Below are 20,361 nucleotides of genomic sequence, written 5' to 3'. Positions count from 1 at the left end.
CTGCTCCTCCTCCCGTCCGTGACCGTGTCGCGGATTTTTCGACGACCCGACGCCGGGGCCGACGTCTGCCCGCAGCCGTCTCACTCCTCGTCCACAAGTCTCACTGTTCGAGATTCCTCGATCCGTTTCCCCGAGAGGTCGTCATTCCGATGCGTCAACCGTCCGTGAACAGCGCCCGCGTGGCGACCGTTTCGCTTGCCCTGGTCGTGGCAGCGGGCGCCGCCGCCTGCGGCCCGAAGGACAACGATGCCAAGGGCGCCGGTGGCGACTCCGCGCCGCACAAGGGCGGCACGCTCACGGTCCTGAACTCCGAGCCGCAGCAGGACTTCGACCCCGCCCGCCTCTACACCTCCGGCGGCGGCAACGTCCCCTCGCTCGTGTTCCGCACGCTCACCACGCGCAACCGGGAGAACGGCGCGGCCGGCGCCAAGGTCGTCCCGGACCTGGCCACCGACACCGGGCGCCCCAGCAAGGGCGCGACCGTGTGGACGTACACCCTGAAGAAGGGCCTCACGTACGAGGACGGCACCCCGATCACCTCGGCGGACATCAAGTACGGCATCGAGCGCTCCTTCGCCCCCGAGCTGTCCGGCGGCGCACCCTACCTGCGCGACTGGCTGGCCGGCGCGGCCGACTACCAGGGCCCCTACAAGGACAAGAAGGGCCTGTCGGCGATCGAGACGCCCGACGCGCGGACCATCGTCTTCCACCTGAACAAGCCCGAGGGCGAGTTCCCGTTCCTCGCCACGCAGACGCAGTTCACCCCGGTCCCGAAGAGCAAGGACACGGGCACCAGGTACGAGGAGCACCCGGTCTCGTCCGGCCCCTACAAGGTCGTCAAGAACGAGAACGACGGTGAGCACCTCGTCCTGGAGCGCAATCCGCACTGGTCCACGGCCGTCGACGCCGAGCGCAAGGCCTACCCGGACACCATCGACGTGCGCTCGGGGCTCGACTCGTCCGTGATCAACCAGCGGCTGTCGGCGTCTCGGGGTGCGGACGCGGCCGCCGTCACGACGGACACCAACCTCGGCCCGGCCGAACTCGCCAAGGCCACCAGTGACAAGGAACTGGCCGCGCGGGTGGGCACCGGGCACTTCGGCTACACCAACTACCTCGCCTTCAACCCGAAGGTGAAGCCGTTCGACAACCCCAAGGTGCGGCAGGCGATCTCGTACGCCATCGACCGCTCGTCCGTGGTCAACGCGGCCGGCGGTTCGGCACTCGCCGAGCCCGCCACCACCTTCCTGCCCGACCAGAAGTCCTTCGGCCACACGCCCTACGACCCCTTCCCGGCGGGGAAGACGGGCAACGCGGCCAAGGCCCGGGAACTGCTCGCCCAGGCCGGCCACAAGAGCGGGCTGACCATCACGCTCACGCACTCCAACGACAAGAACTTCGAGACCGGCCCGGAGATCGCCACCGCCGTCCAGGACGCCCTGAAGAAGGCCGGCATCACGGTCAGGCTCCAGGGCCTGGAGGACAACGACTACCGGGACAAGATCCACAGCGTGAAGAGCGAGCCCGGCCTCTTCCTCGCCCACTGGGGAGCGGACTGGCCCTCCGGCGGTCCCTTCCTCGCCCCGATCTTCGACGGCCGGCAGATCGTCGAGGACGGCGCGAACTTCAACACGGGCCTGCTGAACGACAAGTCCGTCAACGACGAGATCGACGCGATCAACAAGCTGACCGACCTCGACGCCGCCGCCCGGCGGTGGGGTGCCCTGGACAAGAAGATCGGCGAGCAGGCCCTCGTCGTGCCGCTGTTCCACCCGGTCTACAAGCGCCTGTACGGCTCGGACGTCAGGAACATCGTCATCAGCGACTGGACCGGCGTCCTGGACATCTCCCAGGCAGCGGTGAAGTAGAGCCGTGAGCGAGGCACTTGTCGCCTCCCGGGGGCCCGGGACGGACACACCCGTCCCGGGGGCTTCGGGGGCCCGTCAGTTCTGGCGGCGGCTGCGCGCGCAGCGCGCCGCCCTGGTCGGCGCGGCCGTCGTCGCGCTGCTCGTCCTGGCCGCGCTCGCCGCGCCGCTGCTCACCGCCCTGGAGGGCCAGGACCCGACCACCTACCACCCCTCCCTGATCGACTCCGCGCGAGGGGGCGTGCCCGTCGGCCCGTTCGGCGGCATCGGCGCCGACCACTGGCTGGGCGTCGAACCGCAGACCGGGCGGGACCTGTTCGCGCGGCTGGTGTACGGGGCCCGGGTCTCCCTGGCGGTCGCGCTCGCGGCCACCGTGCTGCAGGTCGTCATCGGAGTCGCGGCCGGTGTGGCCTCCGCGCTCGGCACCGGATGGGTCGATCAACTCCTCAGCCGCCTCACGGACATCATCGTGGCACTGCCACTGATGATCATGTCCCTGGCGCTGCTGGCGATCGTGCCGTCGAGCTTCCCGCGGCCCATCCTGGTCAGCCTGGTCATCGGCCTGATCGCCTGGGGCAACATCGCCAAGATCGTGCGTGCGCAGACCCTCACCCTCAAGGGGCTCGACCACGTCTCCGCCGCCCGGCTGAGCGGCTGGCGCGGCCTGCAGATCGCCCGGCGCGAGCTGCTGCCCGGCCTGGCCGCCCCCGTCATCACCTACGCCGCGCTGCTGGTGCCCACGAACATCTCCGCCGAGGCGGCCCTGTCCTTCCTCGGCGTCGGCGTGAAGCCGCCGACACCCTCGTGGGGGCAGATGCTCACCGCCGCCGACGTCTGGTACCAGGCGGCCCCGCAGTACCTGCTGCTGCCGGCCGGGGCCCTGTTCGTCACCGTCCTCGCCCTCACCGTCCTCGGCGACGGTGTGCGCACCGCGCTCGACCCGCGCGCGGCCTCCCGTCTGCGGGTCGGCACCGGCCGCAGGAACGAGGGCAGGGCCGCCAAGCGGGTCGGCACCGGCCGCGGGAGCGAGGGCAGGGCCGCCAAGCGTGCGGGCACCGGCCGCGGGAACGAGGGCAAGGCCGCCAAGGGGGAGACCTCATGAGCGGCTTCGGAGGATTCCTGCTGCGCCGGGCCGTGGGCGCGGCGGTCACCCTGCTCGTCCTCTCGGTGCTCATCTACGTCGTCTTCTACGCCACTCCCGGTAACGTCGCCCAGATCACCTGCGGCCCGCGCTGCTCACCGGAACAGGTGCACCAGGTCGCCCAGCAGCTGAAGCTCGACGACCCGCTCTACCTGCGCTACTGGCACTTCCTGGAGGGCATCTTCGCCGGCCGGGACTACTCCACGGGCACCTCGGTGGCGCACTGCCCGGCACCCTGCCTGGGGCTGTCGTACCAGAGCGACCGGCAGGTGATGGACATCATCCTGACCAAGCTGCCGGTCAGCCTGTCCCTCGTTCTCGGCGCGATGGTGCTGTGGCTCGTGATCGGAGTCGGCACCGGTGTGCTGTCCGCCTGGCGGCGCGGCCGGTTCTCCGAGCGCGTGCTGACCGCCCTCACGCTCGCCGGCTGGGCCACCCCCGTCTTCGTCCTCGGTCTCGTCCTGATGATCGTCGTCTGCGGTGAACTCCAGCTGCTGCCGTTCCCGCAGTACGTGAACTTCGCCGACGACCCCGAGCAGTGGGCCTGGAACCTGCTGCTGCCCTGGCTGTCGCTCGCCCTCATCGAGGCGGCCGCCTTCGCCCGGCTCACCCGGACGGCGATGCTCGAGACGCTCGCCGAGGACCACATCCGCACCTTCCGCGCCTACGGCGTGGGCGAGCGCGCGATCGTCGGCCGGCACGCCCTGCGCGGCGCCCTGGCGCCCGTGATCGCGCTGAACGCCAACAACGTCGGCTCGGCCGTCGGTGGCGCCGTCCTCACCGAGACCCTGTTCGGCCTGCCCGGCATCGGCCAGGAGCTGGTGCACGCCGTGAAGGTCGTCGACCTGCCGGTCGTCGTCGGCATGGTCCTGGTCGTCGGCTTCTTCGTGGTCATCGCCAATGCCGTCGCGGACGTCCTGTACGCGGTGGCCGACCGACGGGTGGTACTCGCATGAGCCTGGTGGACGTCACGGACCTCACGGTCGAGTTCGGTTTGCTGCGGGCCGTGGACGGGCTCTCCTTCCGGCTGGAGGAGGGCGCCGCCCTCGCCCTGGTCGGCGAGTCCGGCTCCGGCAAGTCCACGGTCGCCGGCGCCCTGCTGGGCCTGCACCGGGGCACCGGAGCCCGGGTCGGCGGCTCCGTCCGCGTCGCCGGCACCGACGTGCAGCAGGCCCCGGACGAGGAACTGCGGCGCCTGCGCGGCGCGAAGGCGGCCATGGTCTTCCAGGACCCGCTGTCCTCGCTCGACCCGTACTACGCGATCGGCGACCAGATCGCCGAGGTGTACCGCCTGCACACCCGTGCAGCACGCCGTGCTGCACGCGCGCGTGCCGTCGAGGTGCTGGAGCGGGTTGGAATTCCGGATGCACAGCGCCGGTCCCGCTCCCGCCCGCACGAGTTCAGCGGCGGCATGCGCCAGCGCGCCCTCATCGCCATGGCCCTGGCCTGCGCACCGGACCTGCTGATCGCCGACGAGCCCACGACGGCCCTCGACGTCACCGTCCAGGCCCAGATCCTCGACCTGCTGCACACGCTGCGCGAGGAGACCGGCATGGGCCTGCTGCTCGTCACCCACGACGTGGGTGTCGCCGCCGAGAGCGCCGACGAGATCCTGGTCATGCGGCACGGCAGGGCCGTCGAACACGGCCCGGTCGGCACGGTCCTGGGGGTGCCCGCGCAGGCGTACACCCGCGAACTGCTCGGCGCCGTCCCGCGCGTGGACATGCCGCGCGCCGCCGCGGTCCCCCCGGTGGACACGCCAGGCACCGCCCCGGCCCGACACGGGGGCGTGCCGCACGCCGCCGAGGCCGGGACGCCCGGTGAGGCCGGGACCCCCGATGGGGCCGTTCTGGAGGCCACCGGGCTGCGGCGCGCGTTCGGACGCGGCAAGCGGGCCTTCACGGCCGTGGACGGCATCTCGCTGACCGTCCGCAGGGGCGAGACCCTGGGGATCGTCGGGGAGAGCGGCAGCGGCAAGACGACCCTCGGCCGCATGCTGGTCGGGCTGCTGCGGCCCACCGCCGGGGACATCCGCTACGACGGGCGCCCGCACACCGGCGTGAACCCGGCCGTGCAGATGGTCTTCCAGGACCCCGTCTCCTCCCTCAACCCCCGCCGCAGCGTGGGCGAGTCCATCGCCGACCCGCTCCGCGCGCGCGGGGAACGGGACGAGGGGCTCATCCGGGGGCGCGTGCTCGAACTGCTGGAGCGCGTGGGGCTCGAAGCGGCGCACTACGACCGCTACCCGCACGAGTTCAGCGGCGGCCAGCGCCAGCGCGTGGGCATCGCCCGGGCGCTGGCCGCCGATCCGCGCGTCATCGTCTGCGACGAGCCCGTCTCCGCGCTCGACGTCACCACGCAGGCCCAGGTGGTCGCCCTGCTCGGCGAGCTGCAGCGGGAACTTGGCCTCGCGCTCGTGTTCATCGCGCACGACCTCGCCGTCGTCCGCCGGGTGAGCGACCGGGTCGCGGTGATGCGCCGCGGGCAGGTCGTGGAGTCCGGGCCCGTCGACGAGGTGTACGACGCCCCGCGCGAGCCGTACACGAGGCAGCTGCTCGCCGCCGTGCCCGCGCTCGACCCCGAGCTGGCAGCCCGGCGGCGGGCCGCGCGCCGGGAGCCGGCCGTGGCGTAACGTTTCGTGCGTACGTGATCACTCTCTGATCCCTTAGCGCGACAAAACGCGGTCCGCACGCGAAAGTTACGACCGTTCACCCCTTTTGGTGGCGCGATGGACAACCGTCCGTCGCGCCACCGCCTTGTCCGCATACGTTCTTCTCCGCTGTGAGCCGCCGAGACCAGGGCGGCTCCCACTCACGGGAGATCGGGGGTGCACACGTGCGCATCGGACTGCTTACGGAGGGTGGGTATCCGTATGTGAGCGGTGACGCCGGGCTCTGGTGCGACCGGCTCGTGCGCGGGCTCGCACAGCACGAGTTCGACCTTTATGCGCTCAGCCGCGGGCGGCAGCAGGAGAACGCGGGCCGGGTCCCGCTCCCGCCGCAGGTCGGCCGGGTGCGTACGGCGCCGCTGTGGACGCCCGCGGACGACGAGGTCGTTTACGGGCGGCGCGCACGCCGGCGCTTCACCGAGTGCTACGCGGAACTGGCCGCGGTGGTGTGCACCGGATCCGACTTGCTGTTCGATTCTGCGTCCCCGGCCGGGTCCCCCCTTCTGGCGGACCGTTTCGGCAGCGCGCTCTACGGTCTCGCCGAACTCGCCCGCGACGAGGGCGGGTTGGTCGGTGCACTCCGATCCGACACCGCCGTACGCACCCTGGAGCGCGCCTGCCGCGCTCCCGGCGCGCTGCGCACGGCGCGCGAGGCGCGCGTCCCCGATCTGCTCACCGTCGCCGCGCACCTCGAACGTGCCCTGCGTCCCCTCTCCCTCGACTGGTACGGCGATGACGGCCTCGGCGCGGCCGACCTCTGCCACGCCGCCGCGGGCGGCCCGGCCGCCCTGCCCGGACTGCTCGCCCGGCACTTCGCCGACGTACCGCTGCTGGTCACCGAGTACGGCGTACAGCTGCGCTCGCACTACCTGGCCCTCGGCCCCGACACCGCCGCCCCCGCCGTGCGCGCCCTGCTCGCCGCCTTCCACGGCCGGCTGGCCGCCGAGGTCTACCGGCGCGCGGCGATCCTCACGCCCGGCAACGCCCATGCCCGCCGCTGGCAGGAACGGTGCGGCGCCGACCGCGCCAGGATCCGCACCGTCCACCCGGGCATGGAGGCCTCCCGCTTCGCGGAGGTCGGTGAATCCCCGGACCGTGCCGACCCCGGCACGCTCGTCTGGGTCGGGCGCGTCGATCCCACCAAGGACCTGGTGTCCCTGTTGCACGCCTTCGCCGAGGTGCGCAAGGAGGAGCCGAAGGCCCGCCTGCGGATCGTGGGCGCCCCCGCGGGCCCGGAGGGCGAGGCCTACCTGGGCCACTGCCGGGTGCTCGCCGCCCAGCTCTTCCCGGACGAGGCGGAGGGCGCGCACGCGGTGGGCGACAACCCGGTCTCGTTCGATGAGATCGGCGGGCCGGAGGCCCCGACCCTGCCCGACGCGTACGCCGCCGGCGCCGTCGTCGTCCTCTCCAGCGTCGTCGAGGGCTTCCCGATCACCCTGGCCGAGGCCATGTTCTGCGGCCGCGCCACCGTGTCCACCGACGTCGGCGCGGTGGTGGAGGCCATCGGCGGCACCGGTCTCGTGGTGCCCCCGCGCAATCCGCGGGCGCTCGCCGAGGCGTGCGTGGCGCTGCTGCGCGACCCCGAGCGCCGTGAGCGCCTGGGCGCCGCCGCACGCGCCCGTGCGCTCGAACTGTTCACCGTCGAGCAGAACATCGCGGCGTTTCACAGCATTTACCTGGAGATCGTCTCGCACTGCCCGGTCCGCCGGGTCGTCCTCGACGACGCCGGCGAACCCCTTCCGTTCGCCACCCCGCCCGAGGCCCACGTGCCCGGCCACTGGACCGGCCCCATGCCCCGCGCAGCGACCAGGGGCGTTCCCGGCTGGGCCGCAGGCGCGCCGGTCCGTGCGACCCGGCTCGCCACCGCGGAGGGAGCGCGATGAACGGCTCCGGCGCGGCGGAGGACGCCCGTGACGAGGAGAGAGCGGCGACGGACATGGCGAGCGGAACCGGTGCTGCGGGCAGCCGCCCCCAGACGGCCCCGTTGCCGGTGCCTTCGGCCTCACCGCCGGTGCCCTCGGCCTCACCGCCGGTGCCTTCGGCCTCACCGCCGGTGCCTTCGGCCTCACCGCTGGTGCCTTCGGCCCGGCCGCCGGTGCCTTCGGCCTCGGCGTCGGTGCCTTCGGGCTCGGTGTCGCTGTCCTCGGCGTCGGTGTCCTCGGTGTCTTCAGCCTCGGCACCGGTGCCTTCGGGGCCGGCGTCACTGTCCTCGGGGCCAGCGTCACTGTCCTCGGGCACAGCGTCGCTGTCCTCGGCCTCGGTGTCCTCGGGTGCTGCGCGGGGCGGGGCGGGCGCCGGGTCCGACCGGAGCGGGGGAGCCGTCCCCAGGCGCGGTGGCGCCGATCCCGTGAAGGCCCTGCTGCACCGTCACCGGGACCTGTGCGAACGGGCCGTGGACCCGCTGGAGATCGCCGCCGGACTCGAAGCGCTCGGCATCACCGACCGGACCGCCGCCCGCTTCCGCCACCGCGACGTCTTCTCGCTCGCCGAGGAGCTGTACGCGCGCGTGCCCCGCGACGGCGCGTCGCGTCCGCACCACGAGTCCGTACGCGTACCCCGCCTCGGCGCCGACTGGATCCTGCTCACCCTCCTGCCCGGGGCGCTCGGCGCGGCCGTCCTGACCGGACTGCGCCTCACCGACGGCCAGGTCCGGCTGGCGGTGGCCCTCGGCGGACTCCTTGCCGTCGGCCTCGTGGTCCGCGCGGCCCTGCGCCGCGGTCCCCTCGCCGCCGAGCCCGGCACGAGCCCGTGGCGTACGGGGACCGCCGCGCGCGCGTGGACCGTCTGCCTGCTCGGCTACGCCCTCCTGGGCGACGGACTCCTCCGGGTGATCCCGGCGGGCGGCCCCGACGCCCTGCCCACCGGCGCCCCGGACGACCCCTGGACCGTGGCCTTCGCGCCCGTCCTGGCGCTCACCCTGGCCTGCGCCCCGGCCGCCTGGTGCGCGCACCTCCTTGCCGCCGGCGCGCGCCGCAGACTCGTCGGCAGCCACGGCCTGGAGGACTTCACCTCCGCCGCCCGGCCGCTGCTGCTCGGCACGTTCGCCCTGTTCCTGGGCGCCCTCACCGCCCTGCTCGCCCTGTGCGGCGCCGCCCTCCACGAGGACGCGCACTACCCGCAGGCCCTCACGCTCGGCGCCCTGCTGCTGCTTGCCCGCCTCCTCACCGTGCACCACCACCGGCACGCCCCCGCCCTCGTCATCGGCGCGGCGGCGGCCACCGAGGCGGCGGCCCCCGCCCTGCTCCTGGCCGGCCGCCTGCCCGGCTGCGCCTTCCTGGCGGCCCCCGTCCGGACGCTGGTGGACGCCTGGGGCACGGCCTCGGTCCCGGCACTGGCCTGTGGCACCGCAGCCCTGACCCTGCTGGTCCACGCCCTGCGCACCCTCACCCGGGCCTCGGCCCACGCGCCCACCGGAGTACCCGAGTGAACCTTCCGCCAACGGCCCCTGGCCGCAGCCGCACGTGCCCGGCCCGCCGTCGCAGGCAACCGCACCACGCCTCTGCCGTCGCAGGCAACCGCACCACCCCTCTGAAGGAGAAGACCAGATGACCACCTCCCGACACGGAGCGCCCGGCGCGTCCGGAGCCTTGGGCGCAGCCGGAGCGCACACCCCGGGAGCCGCACGATGAGGGTCCTGCTGATCGGAGCCAACGGATACATCGGCCGCTTCGTCGCCGACCGCCTGCTCGCCGACCCGGCCGTCCAGCTCACCGCGCTCGGCCGCGGCGACGACGCCGACGTCCGCTTCGACCTCGCCACCGGCAGCCCCGGAGCGCTCACCCGCTTCCTGGACGCGGTCCACCCCGGAGTCGTCGTCAACTGCGCCGGCACCACCCGGGGCGGCGCCCGCGAACTCACCCGGCACAACACCGTCGCCGTCGCCACCGTCTGCGAAGCCCTGCGCCGCAGCGGCTGCGGCGCCCGCCTGGTGCAGATCGGCTGCGGCTCCGAGTACGGCCCCAGCCAGCCCGGCTCCTCCACGGCCGAGGACGCCGTGCCCCGCCCCGGCGGTCCGTACGGTGTCAGCAAGCTCGCTGCCACCGAACTGGTCCTCGGCTCCGGCCTCGACGCCGTCGTGCTCCGCGTCTTCTCACCCGCCGGGCCCGGCACCCCGGCCGGCTCCCCGTTGGGACGGCTCGCCGAGGCCATGCGCCGTGCCATGCAGTCCGGCGACGGGGAACTCAAGCTCGGCGGCCTCGGCGTCCAGCGCGACTTCATCGATGTCCGCGACGTCGCCCGCGCCGTGCACGCCGCCTCGCTCTCCGCCGCGCAGGGCGTCATCAACATCGGCTCCGGCCGCGCGGTCCGCCTCCGCGACGCCGCCGCAGTCCTCGCCCGGGTCGCCGGATACGGCGGCGCCCTCCACGAACTCGACGCTCCTCCCGGGCCGCTGCGCAACCCCCTCGGCCACCCCCGCGCCGAAGCAGAGCACACGGCCCCGGTCGCGTACCCGTACCCGGACGGCTGCGGCAGCTGGCAGCAGGCCGATGTGCGCACCGCCCGCGACCGGCTCGGCTGGCGGCCCCGGATCAACCTCGAAGAATCCCTCGCCGACATCTGGATGGAGGCGGCATGCCGCATCTGACCAGCACCACAGCAGAAAGCCCGCGCACCGATGTCCGTACCGCCCTCGGCGTCCCCGGGTACGCCCACCCACTCGTCGCCCCTGCCCAGTGGGCCGAACTCACCCGCCCCGACACCCCGGTCGACTGGGTCGTCCTGAACGTCGCCGGCGGGCCCGGCACCCGCCCCGACCCGCACTGTCTGCGGGCGGCCGGCCGCCTCCGCGACGCCGGCGTCCGCGTCCTCGGCCATCTGGACCTCACCCACGGCGCCCGCGCCCTCGCCGACCTGCTCGGTGACGCCCACCGCTACCTCGACTGGTACCGGGCCGACGGCTTCCTGCTGGACCGCTGCCCCACCGAACGCACCGCGCTCCCCGAGGTCCGCCGCGCCGTCACCACCCTGCGGGCGATCAGTGACACCTCCCACATCGTCCTCGGCCACGGCAGCCACCCGCACCCCGGGTACGCGGAGAACGCCGACCAGCTGGTGACCTTCTGCGGTCCCTGGTCCGACTACCGCTGGTCCCAGGTGGCCGAGTGGACCGCCGACTACCCGCCCGACCGCTTCTGCCACTTCGTGCACGGTGTGCCCCGGGGCCATCTGGAGGAGGCACTGCGTATCGCCCGCTGGCAGGGCGCCTCGACGATCTACTTCACGGACCGCACCGATCGCGGCGGCCGCGCCGACCCCTGGGAGACCATGCCCGGCTACTGGGACGACATCGTCTCGCGGGTCGGAACGGGTGTCTCGGAATGAAGAAGGCCGTGGCAGTGTTACGGGGAGAACAACCGTAGTGATTGACCGACCAACGGAGTCCCCGTGTCGCTGCCACCCCTGGTCGAGCCGGCTTCTGAGCTCACCGTAGACGAGGTCCGCCGGTACTCCCGCCACCTGATCATCCCCGACGTCGGGATGGACGGGCAGAAGCGGCTGAAGAACGCCAAGGTGCTCTGTGTGGGCGCCGGCGGCCTGGGCTCGCCGGCGCTGATGTACCTGGCCGCCGCGGGCGTGGGCACGCTCGGCATCGTGGAGTTCGACGAGGTCGACGAGTCGAACCTGCAGCGCCAGATCATCCACAGCCAGTCCGACATCGGCCGCTCCAAGGCCGAGTCCGCGCGCGACTCGGTCAAGGGCATCAACCCGTACGTGAACGTGATCCTTCACGAGGAGCGGCTGGAAGCCGACAACGTGATGGACATCTTCAGCCAGTACGACCTGATCGTCGACGGCACGGACAACTTCGCGACCCGCTACCTGGTCAACGACGCGTGCGTGCTGCTGAACAAGCCGTACGTCTGGGGCTCGATCTACCGCTTCGACGGCCAGGCCTCGGTCTTCTGGTCCGAGCACGGCCCCTGCTACCGCTGCCTCTACCCGGAGCCCCCGCCGCCGGGCATGGTCCCCTCCTGCGCCGAGGGCGGCGTGCTGGGCGTGCTGTGCGCGTCCATCGGCTCCATCCAGGTCAACGAGGCCATCAAGCTCCTCGCGGGCATCGGTGAGCCGCTGGTCGGCCGGCTGATGATCTACGACGCCCTGGAGATGCAGTACCGCCAGGTCAAGGTCCGCAAGGACCCGAACTGCGCGGTCTGCGGCGAGAACCCCACCGTCACCGAGCTCATCGACTACGAGGCCTTCTGCGGCGTCGTCTCCGAGGAGGCCCAGGAGGCGGCCGCCGGCTCGACGATCACTCCCAAGCAGCTCAAGGAGTGGATCGACGACGGCGAGAACATCGAGATCATCGATGTCCGCGAGCCGAACGAGTACGAGATCGTTTCCATCCCGGGCGCCAAGCTGATCCCGAAGAACGAGTTCCTCATGGGCACCGCCCTGGAGGGCCTGCCGCAGGACAAGAAGATCGTCCTGCACTGCAAGACGGGTGTCCGCAGTGCGGAAGTCCTGGCCGTCCTGAAGTCCGCGGGCTTCTCGGACGCCGTCCACGTCGGCGGCGGCGTGATCGGCTGGGTCAACCAGATCGAACCGCACAAGCCGGTCTACTGATCAACGGTCTCGCTGACCAGCGAGGCTGAGGAAGCCCACGGCTCTGAACAGCTCAGATGCCGTGGGCTTCTGTCGTTGTCGGTCGGCGTCGGGCGACTCGCACGGCCCAGGGACGGCCCGGATTGGGTCCAGTCCGAGGGCTAGCGTGAGATGCCCCAGTCACTCACCCGTTCACCTCGGAACCGGGAATGGTGTTTTCGGAGTCGTGTCGTGTCGTGGACACAGCCAAGCCGAGATCCAACTCCTGTCTTCCCTGGGCGGGCTCCGTATTGTTCGGAGCTGTAGTGGGCTGCGTCGCCTGGTCGCTGACCGTCTGGGCGCGCGCGTATTGCGACGCGGGTTACGACGCTGGCGGACGCTTCGAACTCAACTTCTTGCTCCCTCTGGTCGTGGGAGCCGAAGCGCTGGTTGGGCTCGGGGCGCGGGCCATTGGCCGACGCCTGGTGCTTCGCGCGCCAACGGTGGTTCGCGTGACTCTGCCGACGGTGTTGATGATTGTTGCGACGGTGTGGCTGGCATGGTGGCTCTTCGCGACCCGAGGAACACTCGACGGCTATCCCGGTGACTCCGGCCTCTGCCCCGTGAGCAACGTCCCACCACAGTGGCCTGACTGGATTCCCGCCTGATCAGCCACAACTGACACCCAACCGCACTGACCTGCTGCCGAGTTCGCGACCAAGCCGCTGACCTGCGACCAAGTTGTCAACGCTGGTACTGGTCGGCGGCGCACCAACGAGCGCCCTCCCACAGCTCCGACGCGGCCCGTAAGGACGCTCGTGTATGGGTGGAGACCGCCGCGTGGGTCTTTATCACAAACCCAATATGCGTGTCAGCTCTATTCGTTGATCCGCTCTGTGGGTGACTCTTGCTGATAACGTACAAGTAGCAGGCCATTCCAGTGTGAGCCGACATGTCGCATTGGAACTGGATGATCCGTGAACCACGACCCGGACTCCTGTCTCCGCCGTTCGCCTGTGGCGCCCATTGGGCACGCCGCCTGACAACTTCCTCTTGTACGACCCTGAGTTTTGCTGTCGGCGTGGATCTCAGTTCTGACCGCTATAAGTTGCGGTCGAGCTGAGTGGATTCACCCGAGTTCGACCGCTGATCAGAAGGTGTCGACCGGGTGGATTCTCAGATCATTCTCTCTTTGCTGGCTGCTTCCGGTGTGGTGACCATCCTGTTGTTTGTTGTACGGGGATTGCTTGATCAGCTCCCGGATGTGTTTGCGGCATGGCAGCGCGTGAAGAAGGCGTATAGGGCGGATGCTTCGCCAGCAGACGAGGGTCGGGATGTGGACGATCGTGAGGCGGACATGCGGGAGTGATGAGCACGCGATCAGTCGAACATCTTGGGGGCGAGTGATCCTGGAGGCTGCCCCCAGCCGCGGTCGGCCCCTGCTGTCATCCGTCTGCCGTCGACCCACACGGAGTGATAGCGGGGCAGGCTTCTGGGGCCGGTGGAGTGCCCTGCTGGACGAATGACCTGGGCCCCAGAAGCCTGGTCTGCCATGGCTTGCCCGGGGCGACGGCAGACGGGACGACAGCTCCCCGCCCGAACTACGAACTGGTCCGCGGTCGCAGAACTGGATCTCGGACGCCCCGGGCGAGCGTCCTGCTGCCCGAAAGCTGGGCGGCGGCCAGGGCCGCAGCGGCCACTGCCTCCTCGGCTTCGGGGGCCTCGTGGTAGTCCTGGTTGTCGGCGGCTCGGCGGCTCGGCGGCTCGGCGGCTCGGCGGCTCGGCGGCTCGGCGGCTCGGCGGCTCGGCGGCTCGGCGGCCCGGCGGCCCGGCGGCCCGGCGGCCCGGGGGCCTCGGGCGCTGTGGGCGCGACCGGGGCCACGCCGTCCTCATGAGCAGACCGTGCCGTCCTTCGGGACCTTCCCGTCGATCAGGTAGGCGTTCACCGCCGAGTCGACGCAGTCGCTGCCGTTCCCGTACGCGCCGTGTCCCTCTCCCTTCCAGGTGAGTTCGACTCCGACGCCCTTGCCCAGCTCGTCGGCCATCCTGCGGGCACCCTCGTACGGCGTCGCCGGGTCGCCGGTGTTGCCGACCAGCAGGATCGGTGCCGCACCCGCAGCGCTGACCTCGGGGGTGTCGAACTGGCCCGGCACCGGCCAGTCGTGGCACCACCCGGCCGTGTCCCAGCCCATGAAGTCACCGAACACTGGCGAGATCCGCTCGAACTCGGGCAGCAGCTTCTTCGTCTGAGCGAGCGTGGGCCGCTGCTTGTCGTCCAGGCACGATATGACCCGTTGGGAGTGGCCCGTCGTACCGTAGTGCCCCGAGCCGTCGCGCTCGTCGTACTCGTCCGCGAGCGCCAGCAGCTGTGAACCGTCGCCGCCCTCGGCCGACTTGAGCGCAGTGGTCAGACGCGGCCAGCCGGCCTCGCTGTACAGCGGCAGGACGATTCCGGTGATCGCGAGCGTCTGGGTCAGCTTGCGGCCGGACGACGTGGGCAGCGGCTTCGTGTCGATCCGCCGGAGCAGGTCCACGATCTCTTGCGAGCCCTGCTTCGGGTCCTGGCCGGTGGACTTCAGATAGTCGTCCAGGGCGCGCTGGAAGCCGCGGGCCTGGTTCTCGGCGTGGCCCACCGTGTCCCCGGTCGGGTCGACCACCGCGTCGAGGATCAGCCGGCCGACCCGCTTCGGGAACAAGTGGGCGTACACGCCGCCCAGTTCGGTGCCGTAGGAGATGCCGAAGTAGTGCATCGTGCGGTCGCCGAGCACCTGGCGCATCAGGTCCATGTCGCGCGCGGTGTCCGTCGTCGACACGTGGGCCAGCAGTGTGCCGGCCGCCTTTCGGCAGCCCTGGCCGAAGTCGGCTGCGTCCCGCAGATACGCCGTCTCCTCGGCCGGGGTGTCCGGGGTGGCGTCCACCGCTTCGGCCGCCTCGATGTCCCGGTCGTCGCGGCAGCGCACGCCCTCGCTGCCGGCGACCCCGCGCGGGTCCCAGCTCACCAGGTCGTAGTGCTCGCGCAGCGCGGAGACGGTGGCCGCGTAGTAGGGCATCATCGACACGCCCGAGCCGCCTGGACCGCCGAAGTTGAACAGCAGCGAGCCGAGCCGGTGGCCTCCGCTCGCCCGGGCGCGGATGAGGGCGAGACGGATCGTCGTACCGCCGGGCTTCGACCAGTCCAGCGGCACGGTGAGCGTGGCGCAGCGCCAGTCGTCGCCGGGAGCGGCCGAGTCGGCGGTGGCCTTGCAGCGGCGCCAGTCGAGCCGCTGCGCGGTGAGCGAGGAGGGGAGGTCCGCCGAGGACGGCGCCTGAGCCGCGGGAGCCGGAGCCGCTCCCTTGGCCGGGCCGCCCCGCTTGCCCTCGTCATGGCCTCCGCCGGACGAGCCACCACTGCATCCGGCCACCAGCAGCACTGCGGCCACGGCGGCCGTCCACCGCAGAAATCGCGACATGCGCACCCCCCTCGCAGGCCCTCCGCGCCGTGCCGCGGCGAGCGTTCAGGCCATGGTAGGCGGAGCCGCCTCGACCTGCGGCAGCCTGTGGATAACCTGCTGACCTGCGGATTTCATGGCGTGCTTGGCTGTGTCAGGTGCAGACTGTGCCGGCCTTCGGCACCTTTCCGTCGAGCAGGTAGCTGTTCACCGCGCTCTGCACGCACTTGTTCTTGCTGTCGTACGCCCCGTGCCCCTGGCCCCGGTACGTCAACTCGACGGCGACGCCCTTGCCGAGGGCGTCCGCCATCTTCTTCGCCCCCTCGTACGGGGTGGCCGGGTCGCCGGTGTTGCCGACGACGAGGATGGGCGCCGATCCCGGTGCGCTGACGTCGGGATGGTCGGCGGCGCCCGGCACGGCCCAGTCGGTGCATCCGACCATGCCCCAGGCCAGGTAGTCCCCGAACAGCGGGGAGGCGGCACGGAACTCGGGCAGTTTCTGCTGGACAAGTCCGGCGCTGTAGCGCGGTTTGTCGTCGGAGCAGTTGATGGCGGTGTTCGCGGCGGTGGTGTTGCTGTACTCGCCGTTCTCGCTGCGGCCGTTCATCGAGTCGGACAGCAGCATGAGGACCCTGCCGTCGCCCTCGTACGCCTGCTGCAGGCCCTCGGTGAGGAACTCCCAGAAATCCTTGGAGTACAGGGCCTGCGCGATGCCGTTGGTCGCCGCGGTCTGGGTCAGCTGGCGCGGCAGGATGCCGGGGATCGGTTTCTTCTCCAGGTCCTTCAGCAGTTGGGCGATGCGGTCCTTCACGTCCTGCGCGGTGTCGCCGATCGGGCAGTCGGTCGTCTTCGAGGTGCAGTCCTCGGCGAAGTTGTCGAGCGCGAGCTGGAAGCCCTTGGCCTGCCCGAGCGCGCTCTGTTCCGGGTTCTGCGTGGGGTCGACCACCGCGTCGAAGACCGCCCGCCCGACATGCTTGGGGAAGAGATGGGCGTAGACGCCGCCGAGTTCGGTGCCGTAGGAGATGCCGAAGTAGTGCAGTTTGTCGTCACCGAGGAGCTGGCGCATCAGGTCCATGTCGCGGGCCGCGTCGGTGGTGCGCACATGCGGCAGGATCGTCCTGGAGTTCTTCTCGCAGGCGCCGTTGAACTGCTTGGTGCGCTCCAGGAGCTGGGTGCGCTCGGCCCTGTCGTCGGGTGTCGCGTCCTGCTGGAAGTAGTCGTCGAGCTGGGCGTCGCTCTCGCACTCCACCGGTTTGCTGCGGCCGACTCCGCGCGGGTCGAAGCTGACCAGGTCGTAGCGGGTGTTCAGGGCGGCGTAGTCGTCGCCGAACGCGGGCAGGGTGGTGACACCGCTGCCGCCGGGGCCGCCGAAGTTGAACACGAGCGAGCCGATCCGCTGGTCGGCGGGCCCGCTGGCCCTGGCGCGGATCAGGGCGATCCCGATGGTGTCGCCCTTGGGTCTGCTCCAGTCCAGGGGAGCTTTCATGGTGGCGCACTGCCACTTGGTGCCGTTCGGCAGCGGGGAGGGGGATCCGCCGCCGCCCTGCGCCTGGGACGCCGCCGGGCAGTCCTTCCAGTCCAGCTTCTGTGCCGTGAGGTCCCCGTCCCCCTTGGCGGCGTGACTGCACCCGGCCAGCAGAGCGGCCAGCAGCACGACGCCGGTGGTCAGGGCGGTGGCACGCAGCCGGGAGGGGATTGCCATGCTCCCATCGTGAGGGCGCGCAGGCCGGCGCGCGCGCCCACGGGCCGTTGGAGGGACCTCCCCGTGAGCGGCTGCGCAGGCTCGCCTACAGGGCGCCCTTACGGGTGAGCTGGTTGAAGGCGAGCCAGCCCGGCAGCACCGGCAGCCACAGGGTCAGCAGCCGGAACAGCAGGACGGCCGGGGCGGCGACCTCCTTGGGCAGGCCGAAGGCGATCAGGCCGAGCGTGAGGCTCGCCTCCACCGCGCCCACACCGCCCGGGGTGGGCGCCGCAGAGCCGAGCGCGTTGCCGGCGAGGAAGACGACGGCGACGCTGGCGAGGCTGATCGAGTTCGCGCTGTCGCCGAAGGCCCGGATCGACGCATCCAGGCACATGACGAAGCAGAAAGTCAGCAGGAGCATGCCGCCGATGCCGGTGACGAGCTTCTGCGGCCGCTGCAGCACGTCGAGCATGCGCGGTACGACGCCGGCGAACAGCGACCTCACGCGCGTGACGACGAATTTCCGCAGGAAGGGCACCGAGGTCACCACGAGCACCAGGACGGCCACGGTCAGCAGACCCGCGATGACCGTCCGGGACGGCGACAGCGACGGCGTCTTCTCGGTTCCGGTCAGGTAGCCGAAGGACAGCAGCATCAGGATGTGACAGCCGAGCCCGAACAGCTGCGACGCGCCGACGCTCGCCACCGCGAGCCCCGGGCGCACGCCCTGGCGCTGAAGGAAGCGAGTGTTCAGGGCGACACCGCCCACGGCCGCCGGCGCCACGATCTTCACGAAGGAGCCTGCGACCTGTGCCGCCACCGTGCGCGGGAACGGCACCCGCTCCGGCACGAACCCCAGCAGCGCCATTGCGGCGGCCACGTAACTGAGTGCGGAGAACAGCACCGCCGCGGCCACCCAGCCCCACTGGGCCTGCGCGAACAGCGTGCCGAACTGGATATGGGTCAGCTGGGTCAGCAGGTAGTACGCGCCGATCGCACCGGCGATGAAGCTGATCAGCGTGCGCGGGCGCACCCGCTCCAGGCGGGCCGGCTCCACGGGCGCCTGGGGCCTGATCCGCAGCACCTGGTGCCGGATCTGTGTGAGGAGGTCCTCCTCGCGTGCCTCGTCAATGGCTTCGTCGATGGCCCGCCTCTCCGCGCGCTGCTCGGCGCGGACCGTCTTCTTGTCGGGCTTCTCGAGGGCGGGCCGGGTCGACTCGGAGGCCTCCTCCAGACGGGCCTGCTTGGCCTGCCGGGACGCCTCCAGAACCGCCTCGCGTTCCCGCTGGGCGCGTTCCCTGGCCAGCTTGCGCAGCGTCGCGCGCGTGGAGCGCGTCAGCGCGATGGGCTGCAGCATCGGCAGGCAGTCGGCGACCGCGTCCGGACCGAGCACACCGACCGCCGAGGCCACCGCCCGCTCGGCGCCCACACGCAGGCCGAGCGTGGTCACCAACTGGGCCACGTCCATGCGCAGCAGCAGGTCGCCGGCCGCGATCTCACCGCCGCGCAGCTCGGTGAGGATCACCTTGCCGGAACGATCCACCAGAATCGCGTCACCCGCCAGCCTGCGGTGCGCGATGCGCCGGGACTGCAACGCCTGCACCTGGTGCCAGGCGTTGCGCAGCAGCTCGTCGGTGATCTCCTCGTCGGTCAGCGAGTCCAGCGTGCGCCCGCCGGTGTGCTCGTAGACGAGCATCACCGCGTCCGGCCCGAGCTCCGAGGTGGCGATCAGCTTGGGGGCGTTGGCGCCCGCCGCGATCGCCGCGTACGCGAGCAGCGCCTCCTGCTCCAGCGCCTGGCGCAGCGACTGCAGGCTGGAGCGGGTGGCGAAGCCCCGCAGGGTCAGGTTGCGCCACGCGCGGTAGAAGAAGCCCTGGGCCTGCTGTTCCCGGTCGACGACCGTGACGTCCAGCGGCGGGCCGTCCTCCAGGGTGACGAAATAGCGTCGGCCGCGGTCGCCGTTCTCGGTCTCCACGGCCTCCTCGCGGGCCGCGCCGACGGGATGGAATCCGACGTGCCTGAGGCCCGCCATCAGGGTCTGCCCGGTGGGGCGGACGTTGGGCGAGCCGACCGCGTACAGCGTGCCGTAGGCGATGGTCCAGCCGATCAGCACCGTCAGGATGATCGAGAACGGGGTCGTGTAGCCGGTGACCAGCATCGAGAACGCGTCGAGCGTCAGCACGATCCACAGCACCGAGCGCCACCGGGGTCTGCGGGACATGCCGACGGCCGTCATGTAGGCGATGACGGGTGCCAGGTAGCCGTGCACCGGGTCGGTCAGGGCGTGGATGTCCCCCGGTGAGGGCTGGGTGAGCGCCTCCTGGATGGAGCTCGGGGCGCCGCGGGCGACCCAGAGATCGGTGGCGAGCGTCACGCCGTGCGCGAGCACGGCCGCGAGGACACCGTCGGCGATCCGCAGGCCGTCCCGTTTGATCAGACGTTCGATCGCGAAGGCGACCGGCACCAGCAGGATCGCGATGCTGGAGGCGAGTCCCGCGATCTTGATGAGCAGGTCGGGTGCCTGGCCGGTGCCCTTGTTGATGTCCTGTTCGAGGCCCGAGGTGGTGCCGTGCGCGAACGCGGCGATGGCGAGCAGCACGACGATGGCGAGCACGCCCACCAGCAGCCGCATGAGGTCGGAGGGGCGGTGCACGCGCGCGGGGAGCAGCGGTTCGTCACCCTCGACCTCGTCCGGGCGCAGACCGTGGTCGCCGGTGCCCGGCTCCGTGCCGGTGGGCGCGTTCTCGGGGACGGGCGCCCCCTCGACCGGCTCGGCTTCGTCCTCACGCGCGCGCGTGGAGGACCGCTGCACGCCGTCGTCCTTGCTCGCGGCGCCGGTCCCGCCCCGGCCTGTGCGAGCGGTGCCGGGACGTGCGGCCGCGCCAGGGGTGCCCTCCGCGCCTTCGGGGTGCACGCCCTGCTCCTTCATGGTCTCTTCTTGATCTCGTATCACCAGTCACCGCCCGCACGATGGTGGCATGCCCGACCGGCATGCGCGGCCATCAGGGTGCGGATGCGCGGTCGGACAGTCTGCCCGAAGTGCCGCCCAAGGGCGA

The 20,361-nt window shown here is 71.6% G+C and carries 13 protein-coding genes; 10 read left to right on the top strand and 3 right to left on the bottom strand.

What is annotated here, in order from left to right; all coding sequences use genetic code 11:
* The first annotated feature begins 149 nt into the window (after window positions 1-149).
* The 10 genes from AB0H32_RS23100 to AB0H32_RS23055 all read left to right on the top strand — a co-directional run bounded on the left by AB0H32_RS23100 (window position 150) and on the right by AB0H32_RS23055 (window position 13,565).
* Window positions 150-1,868: an ABC transporter substrate-binding protein gene (locus AB0H32_RS23100; RefSeq protein ID WP_361123718.1), complete on the top strand. Its 1,719-nt coding sequence runs from the start codon at window positions 150-152 to the stop codon at window positions 1,866-1,868.
* A 4-nt stretch (window positions 1,869-1,872) separates the two neighbouring features.
* Window positions 1,873-2,967, top strand: coding sequence for an ABC transporter permease (locus tag AB0H32_RS23095; protein WP_361123715.1), 1,095 nt, complete (start codon window positions 1,873-1,875; stop codon window positions 2,965-2,967).
* The gene (locus tag AB0H32_RS23090; RefSeq protein WP_361123712.1) at window positions 2,964-3,962 is read left to right on the top strand and encodes an ABC transporter permease; all 999 of its coding nucleotides are present in this window, start codon (window positions 2,964-2,966) and stop codon (window positions 3,960-3,962) included. Before AB0H32_RS23095 ends, AB0H32_RS23090 begins: the two co-directional genes overlap by 4 nt.
* Window positions 3,959-5,638: an ABC transporter ATP-binding protein gene (locus tag AB0H32_RS23085; protein ID WP_361123709.1), complete on the top strand. Its 1,680-nt coding sequence runs from the start codon at window positions 3,959-3,961 to the stop codon at window positions 5,636-5,638. Before AB0H32_RS23090 ends, AB0H32_RS23085 begins: the two co-directional genes overlap by 4 nt.
* Before the next feature lie 242 nt (window positions 5,639-5,880).
* Window positions 5,881-7,557, top strand: coding sequence for a glycosyltransferase (locus AB0H32_RS23080; RefSeq protein WP_361123707.1), 1,677 nt, complete (start codon window positions 5,881-5,883; stop codon window positions 7,555-7,557).
* Between the two features lie 377 nt (window positions 7,558-7,934).
* Window positions 7,935-9,101, top strand: a complete 1,167-nt coding sequence (locus AB0H32_RS23075) for a hypothetical protein (RefSeq protein ID WP_361123704.1) — start codon at window positions 7,935-7,937, stop codon at window positions 9,099-9,101.
* Window positions 9,102-9,299: 198 nt separating this feature from the next.
* On the top strand, window positions 9,300-10,259 hold the full coding sequence (locus AB0H32_RS23070; RefSeq protein WP_361123701.1) for an NAD-dependent epimerase/dehydratase: 960 nt from the start codon (window positions 9,300-9,302) through the stop codon (window positions 10,257-10,259).
* Window positions 10,247-10,996 (top strand): spherulation-specific family 4 protein, encoded by a 750-nt coding sequence (locus AB0H32_RS23065; RefSeq protein WP_361123698.1) that lies wholly within the window; start codon window positions 10,247-10,249, stop codon window positions 10,994-10,996. Before AB0H32_RS23070 ends, AB0H32_RS23065 begins: the two co-directional genes overlap by 13 nt.
* 63 nt (window positions 10,997-11,059) lie before the next feature.
* The gene (gene moeZ, locus AB0H32_RS23060; RefSeq protein ID WP_361123695.1) at window positions 11,060-12,238 is read left to right on the top strand and encodes an adenylyltransferase/sulfurtransferase MoeZ; all 1,179 of its coding nucleotides are present in this window, start codon (window positions 11,060-11,062) and stop codon (window positions 12,236-12,238) included.
* Window positions 12,239-13,364: 1,126 nt separating this feature from the next.
* Window positions 13,365-13,565, top strand: coding sequence for a hypothetical protein (locus AB0H32_RS23055; protein WP_361123693.1), 201 nt, complete (start codon window positions 13,365-13,367; stop codon window positions 13,563-13,565).
* 520 nt (window positions 13,566-14,085) lie between these two features.
* Here AB0H32_RS23055 and AB0H32_RS23050 read toward each other — a convergent pair.
* The 3 genes from AB0H32_RS23050 to AB0H32_RS23040 all read right to left on the bottom strand — a co-directional run bounded on the left by AB0H32_RS23050 (window position 14,086) and on the right by AB0H32_RS23040 (window position 20,234).
* Window positions 14,086-15,645: an alpha/beta hydrolase gene (locus AB0H32_RS23050; protein ID WP_361123690.1), complete on the bottom strand. Its 1,560-nt coding sequence runs from the start codon at window positions 15,643-15,645 to the stop codon at window positions 14,086-14,088.
* A 133-nt stretch (window positions 15,646-15,778) separates the two neighbouring features.
* On the bottom strand, window positions 15,779-17,326 hold the full coding sequence (locus tag AB0H32_RS23045) for an alpha/beta hydrolase (protein ID WP_361123687.1): 1,548 nt from the start codon (window positions 17,324-17,326) through the stop codon (window positions 15,779-15,781).
* Window positions 17,327-17,411: 85 nt separating this feature from the next.
* A complete protein-coding gene (locus AB0H32_RS23040; RefSeq protein ID WP_361123684.1) occupies window positions 17,412-20,234 on the bottom strand; it encodes a lysylphosphatidylglycerol synthase domain-containing protein in 2,823 nt (940 codons plus the stop codon).
* Window positions 20,235-20,361: the final 127 nt, after the last annotated feature.

Source organism: Streptomyces sp. NPDC020362 (assembly GCF_040642095.1).
In the GTDB taxonomy this organism is placed as follows: domain Bacteria; phylum Actinomycetota; class Actinomycetes; order Streptomycetales; family Streptomycetaceae; genus Streptomyces.
Note: the sequence above shows the minus strand (reverse complement) of the source record. Positions and strands in the feature narration are given on the sequence as shown.

Bases quoted from the DNA above. Each gene is read 5' to 3' on its own strand.
- AB0H32_RS23100 (WP_361123718.1), top strand. From the start codon at position 150: ATGCGTCAACCGTCCGTGAACAGCGCCCGCGTGGCGACCGTTTCGCTT.
- AB0H32_RS23090 (WP_361123712.1), top strand. From the start codon at position 2,964: ATGAGCGGCTTCGGAGGATTCCTGCTGCGCCGGGCCGTGGGCGCGGCG.
- AB0H32_RS23085 (WP_361123709.1), top strand. From the start codon at position 3,959: ATGAGCCTGGTGGACGTCACGGACCTCACGGTCGAGTTCGGTTTGCTG.
- AB0H32_RS23070 (WP_361123701.1), top strand. From the start codon at position 9,300: ATGAGGGTCCTGCTGATCGGAGCCAACGGATACATCGGCCGCTTCGTC.
- AB0H32_RS23065 (WP_361123698.1), top strand. From the start codon at position 10,247: ATGCCGCATCTGACCAGCACCACAGCAGAAAGCCCGCGCACCGATGTC.
- AB0H32_RS23050 (WP_361123690.1), bottom strand. From the start codon at position 15,645: ATGTCGCGATTTCTGCGGTGGACGGCCGCCGTGGCCGCAGTGCTGCTG.
- AB0H32_RS23045 (WP_361123687.1), bottom strand. From the start codon at position 17,326: ATGGCAATCCCCTCCCGGCTGCGTGCCACCGCCCTGACCACCGGCGTC.
- AB0H32_RS23040 (WP_361123684.1), bottom strand. From the start codon at position 20,234: ATGAAGGAGCAGGGCGTGCACCCCGAAGGCGCGGAGGGCACCCCTGGC.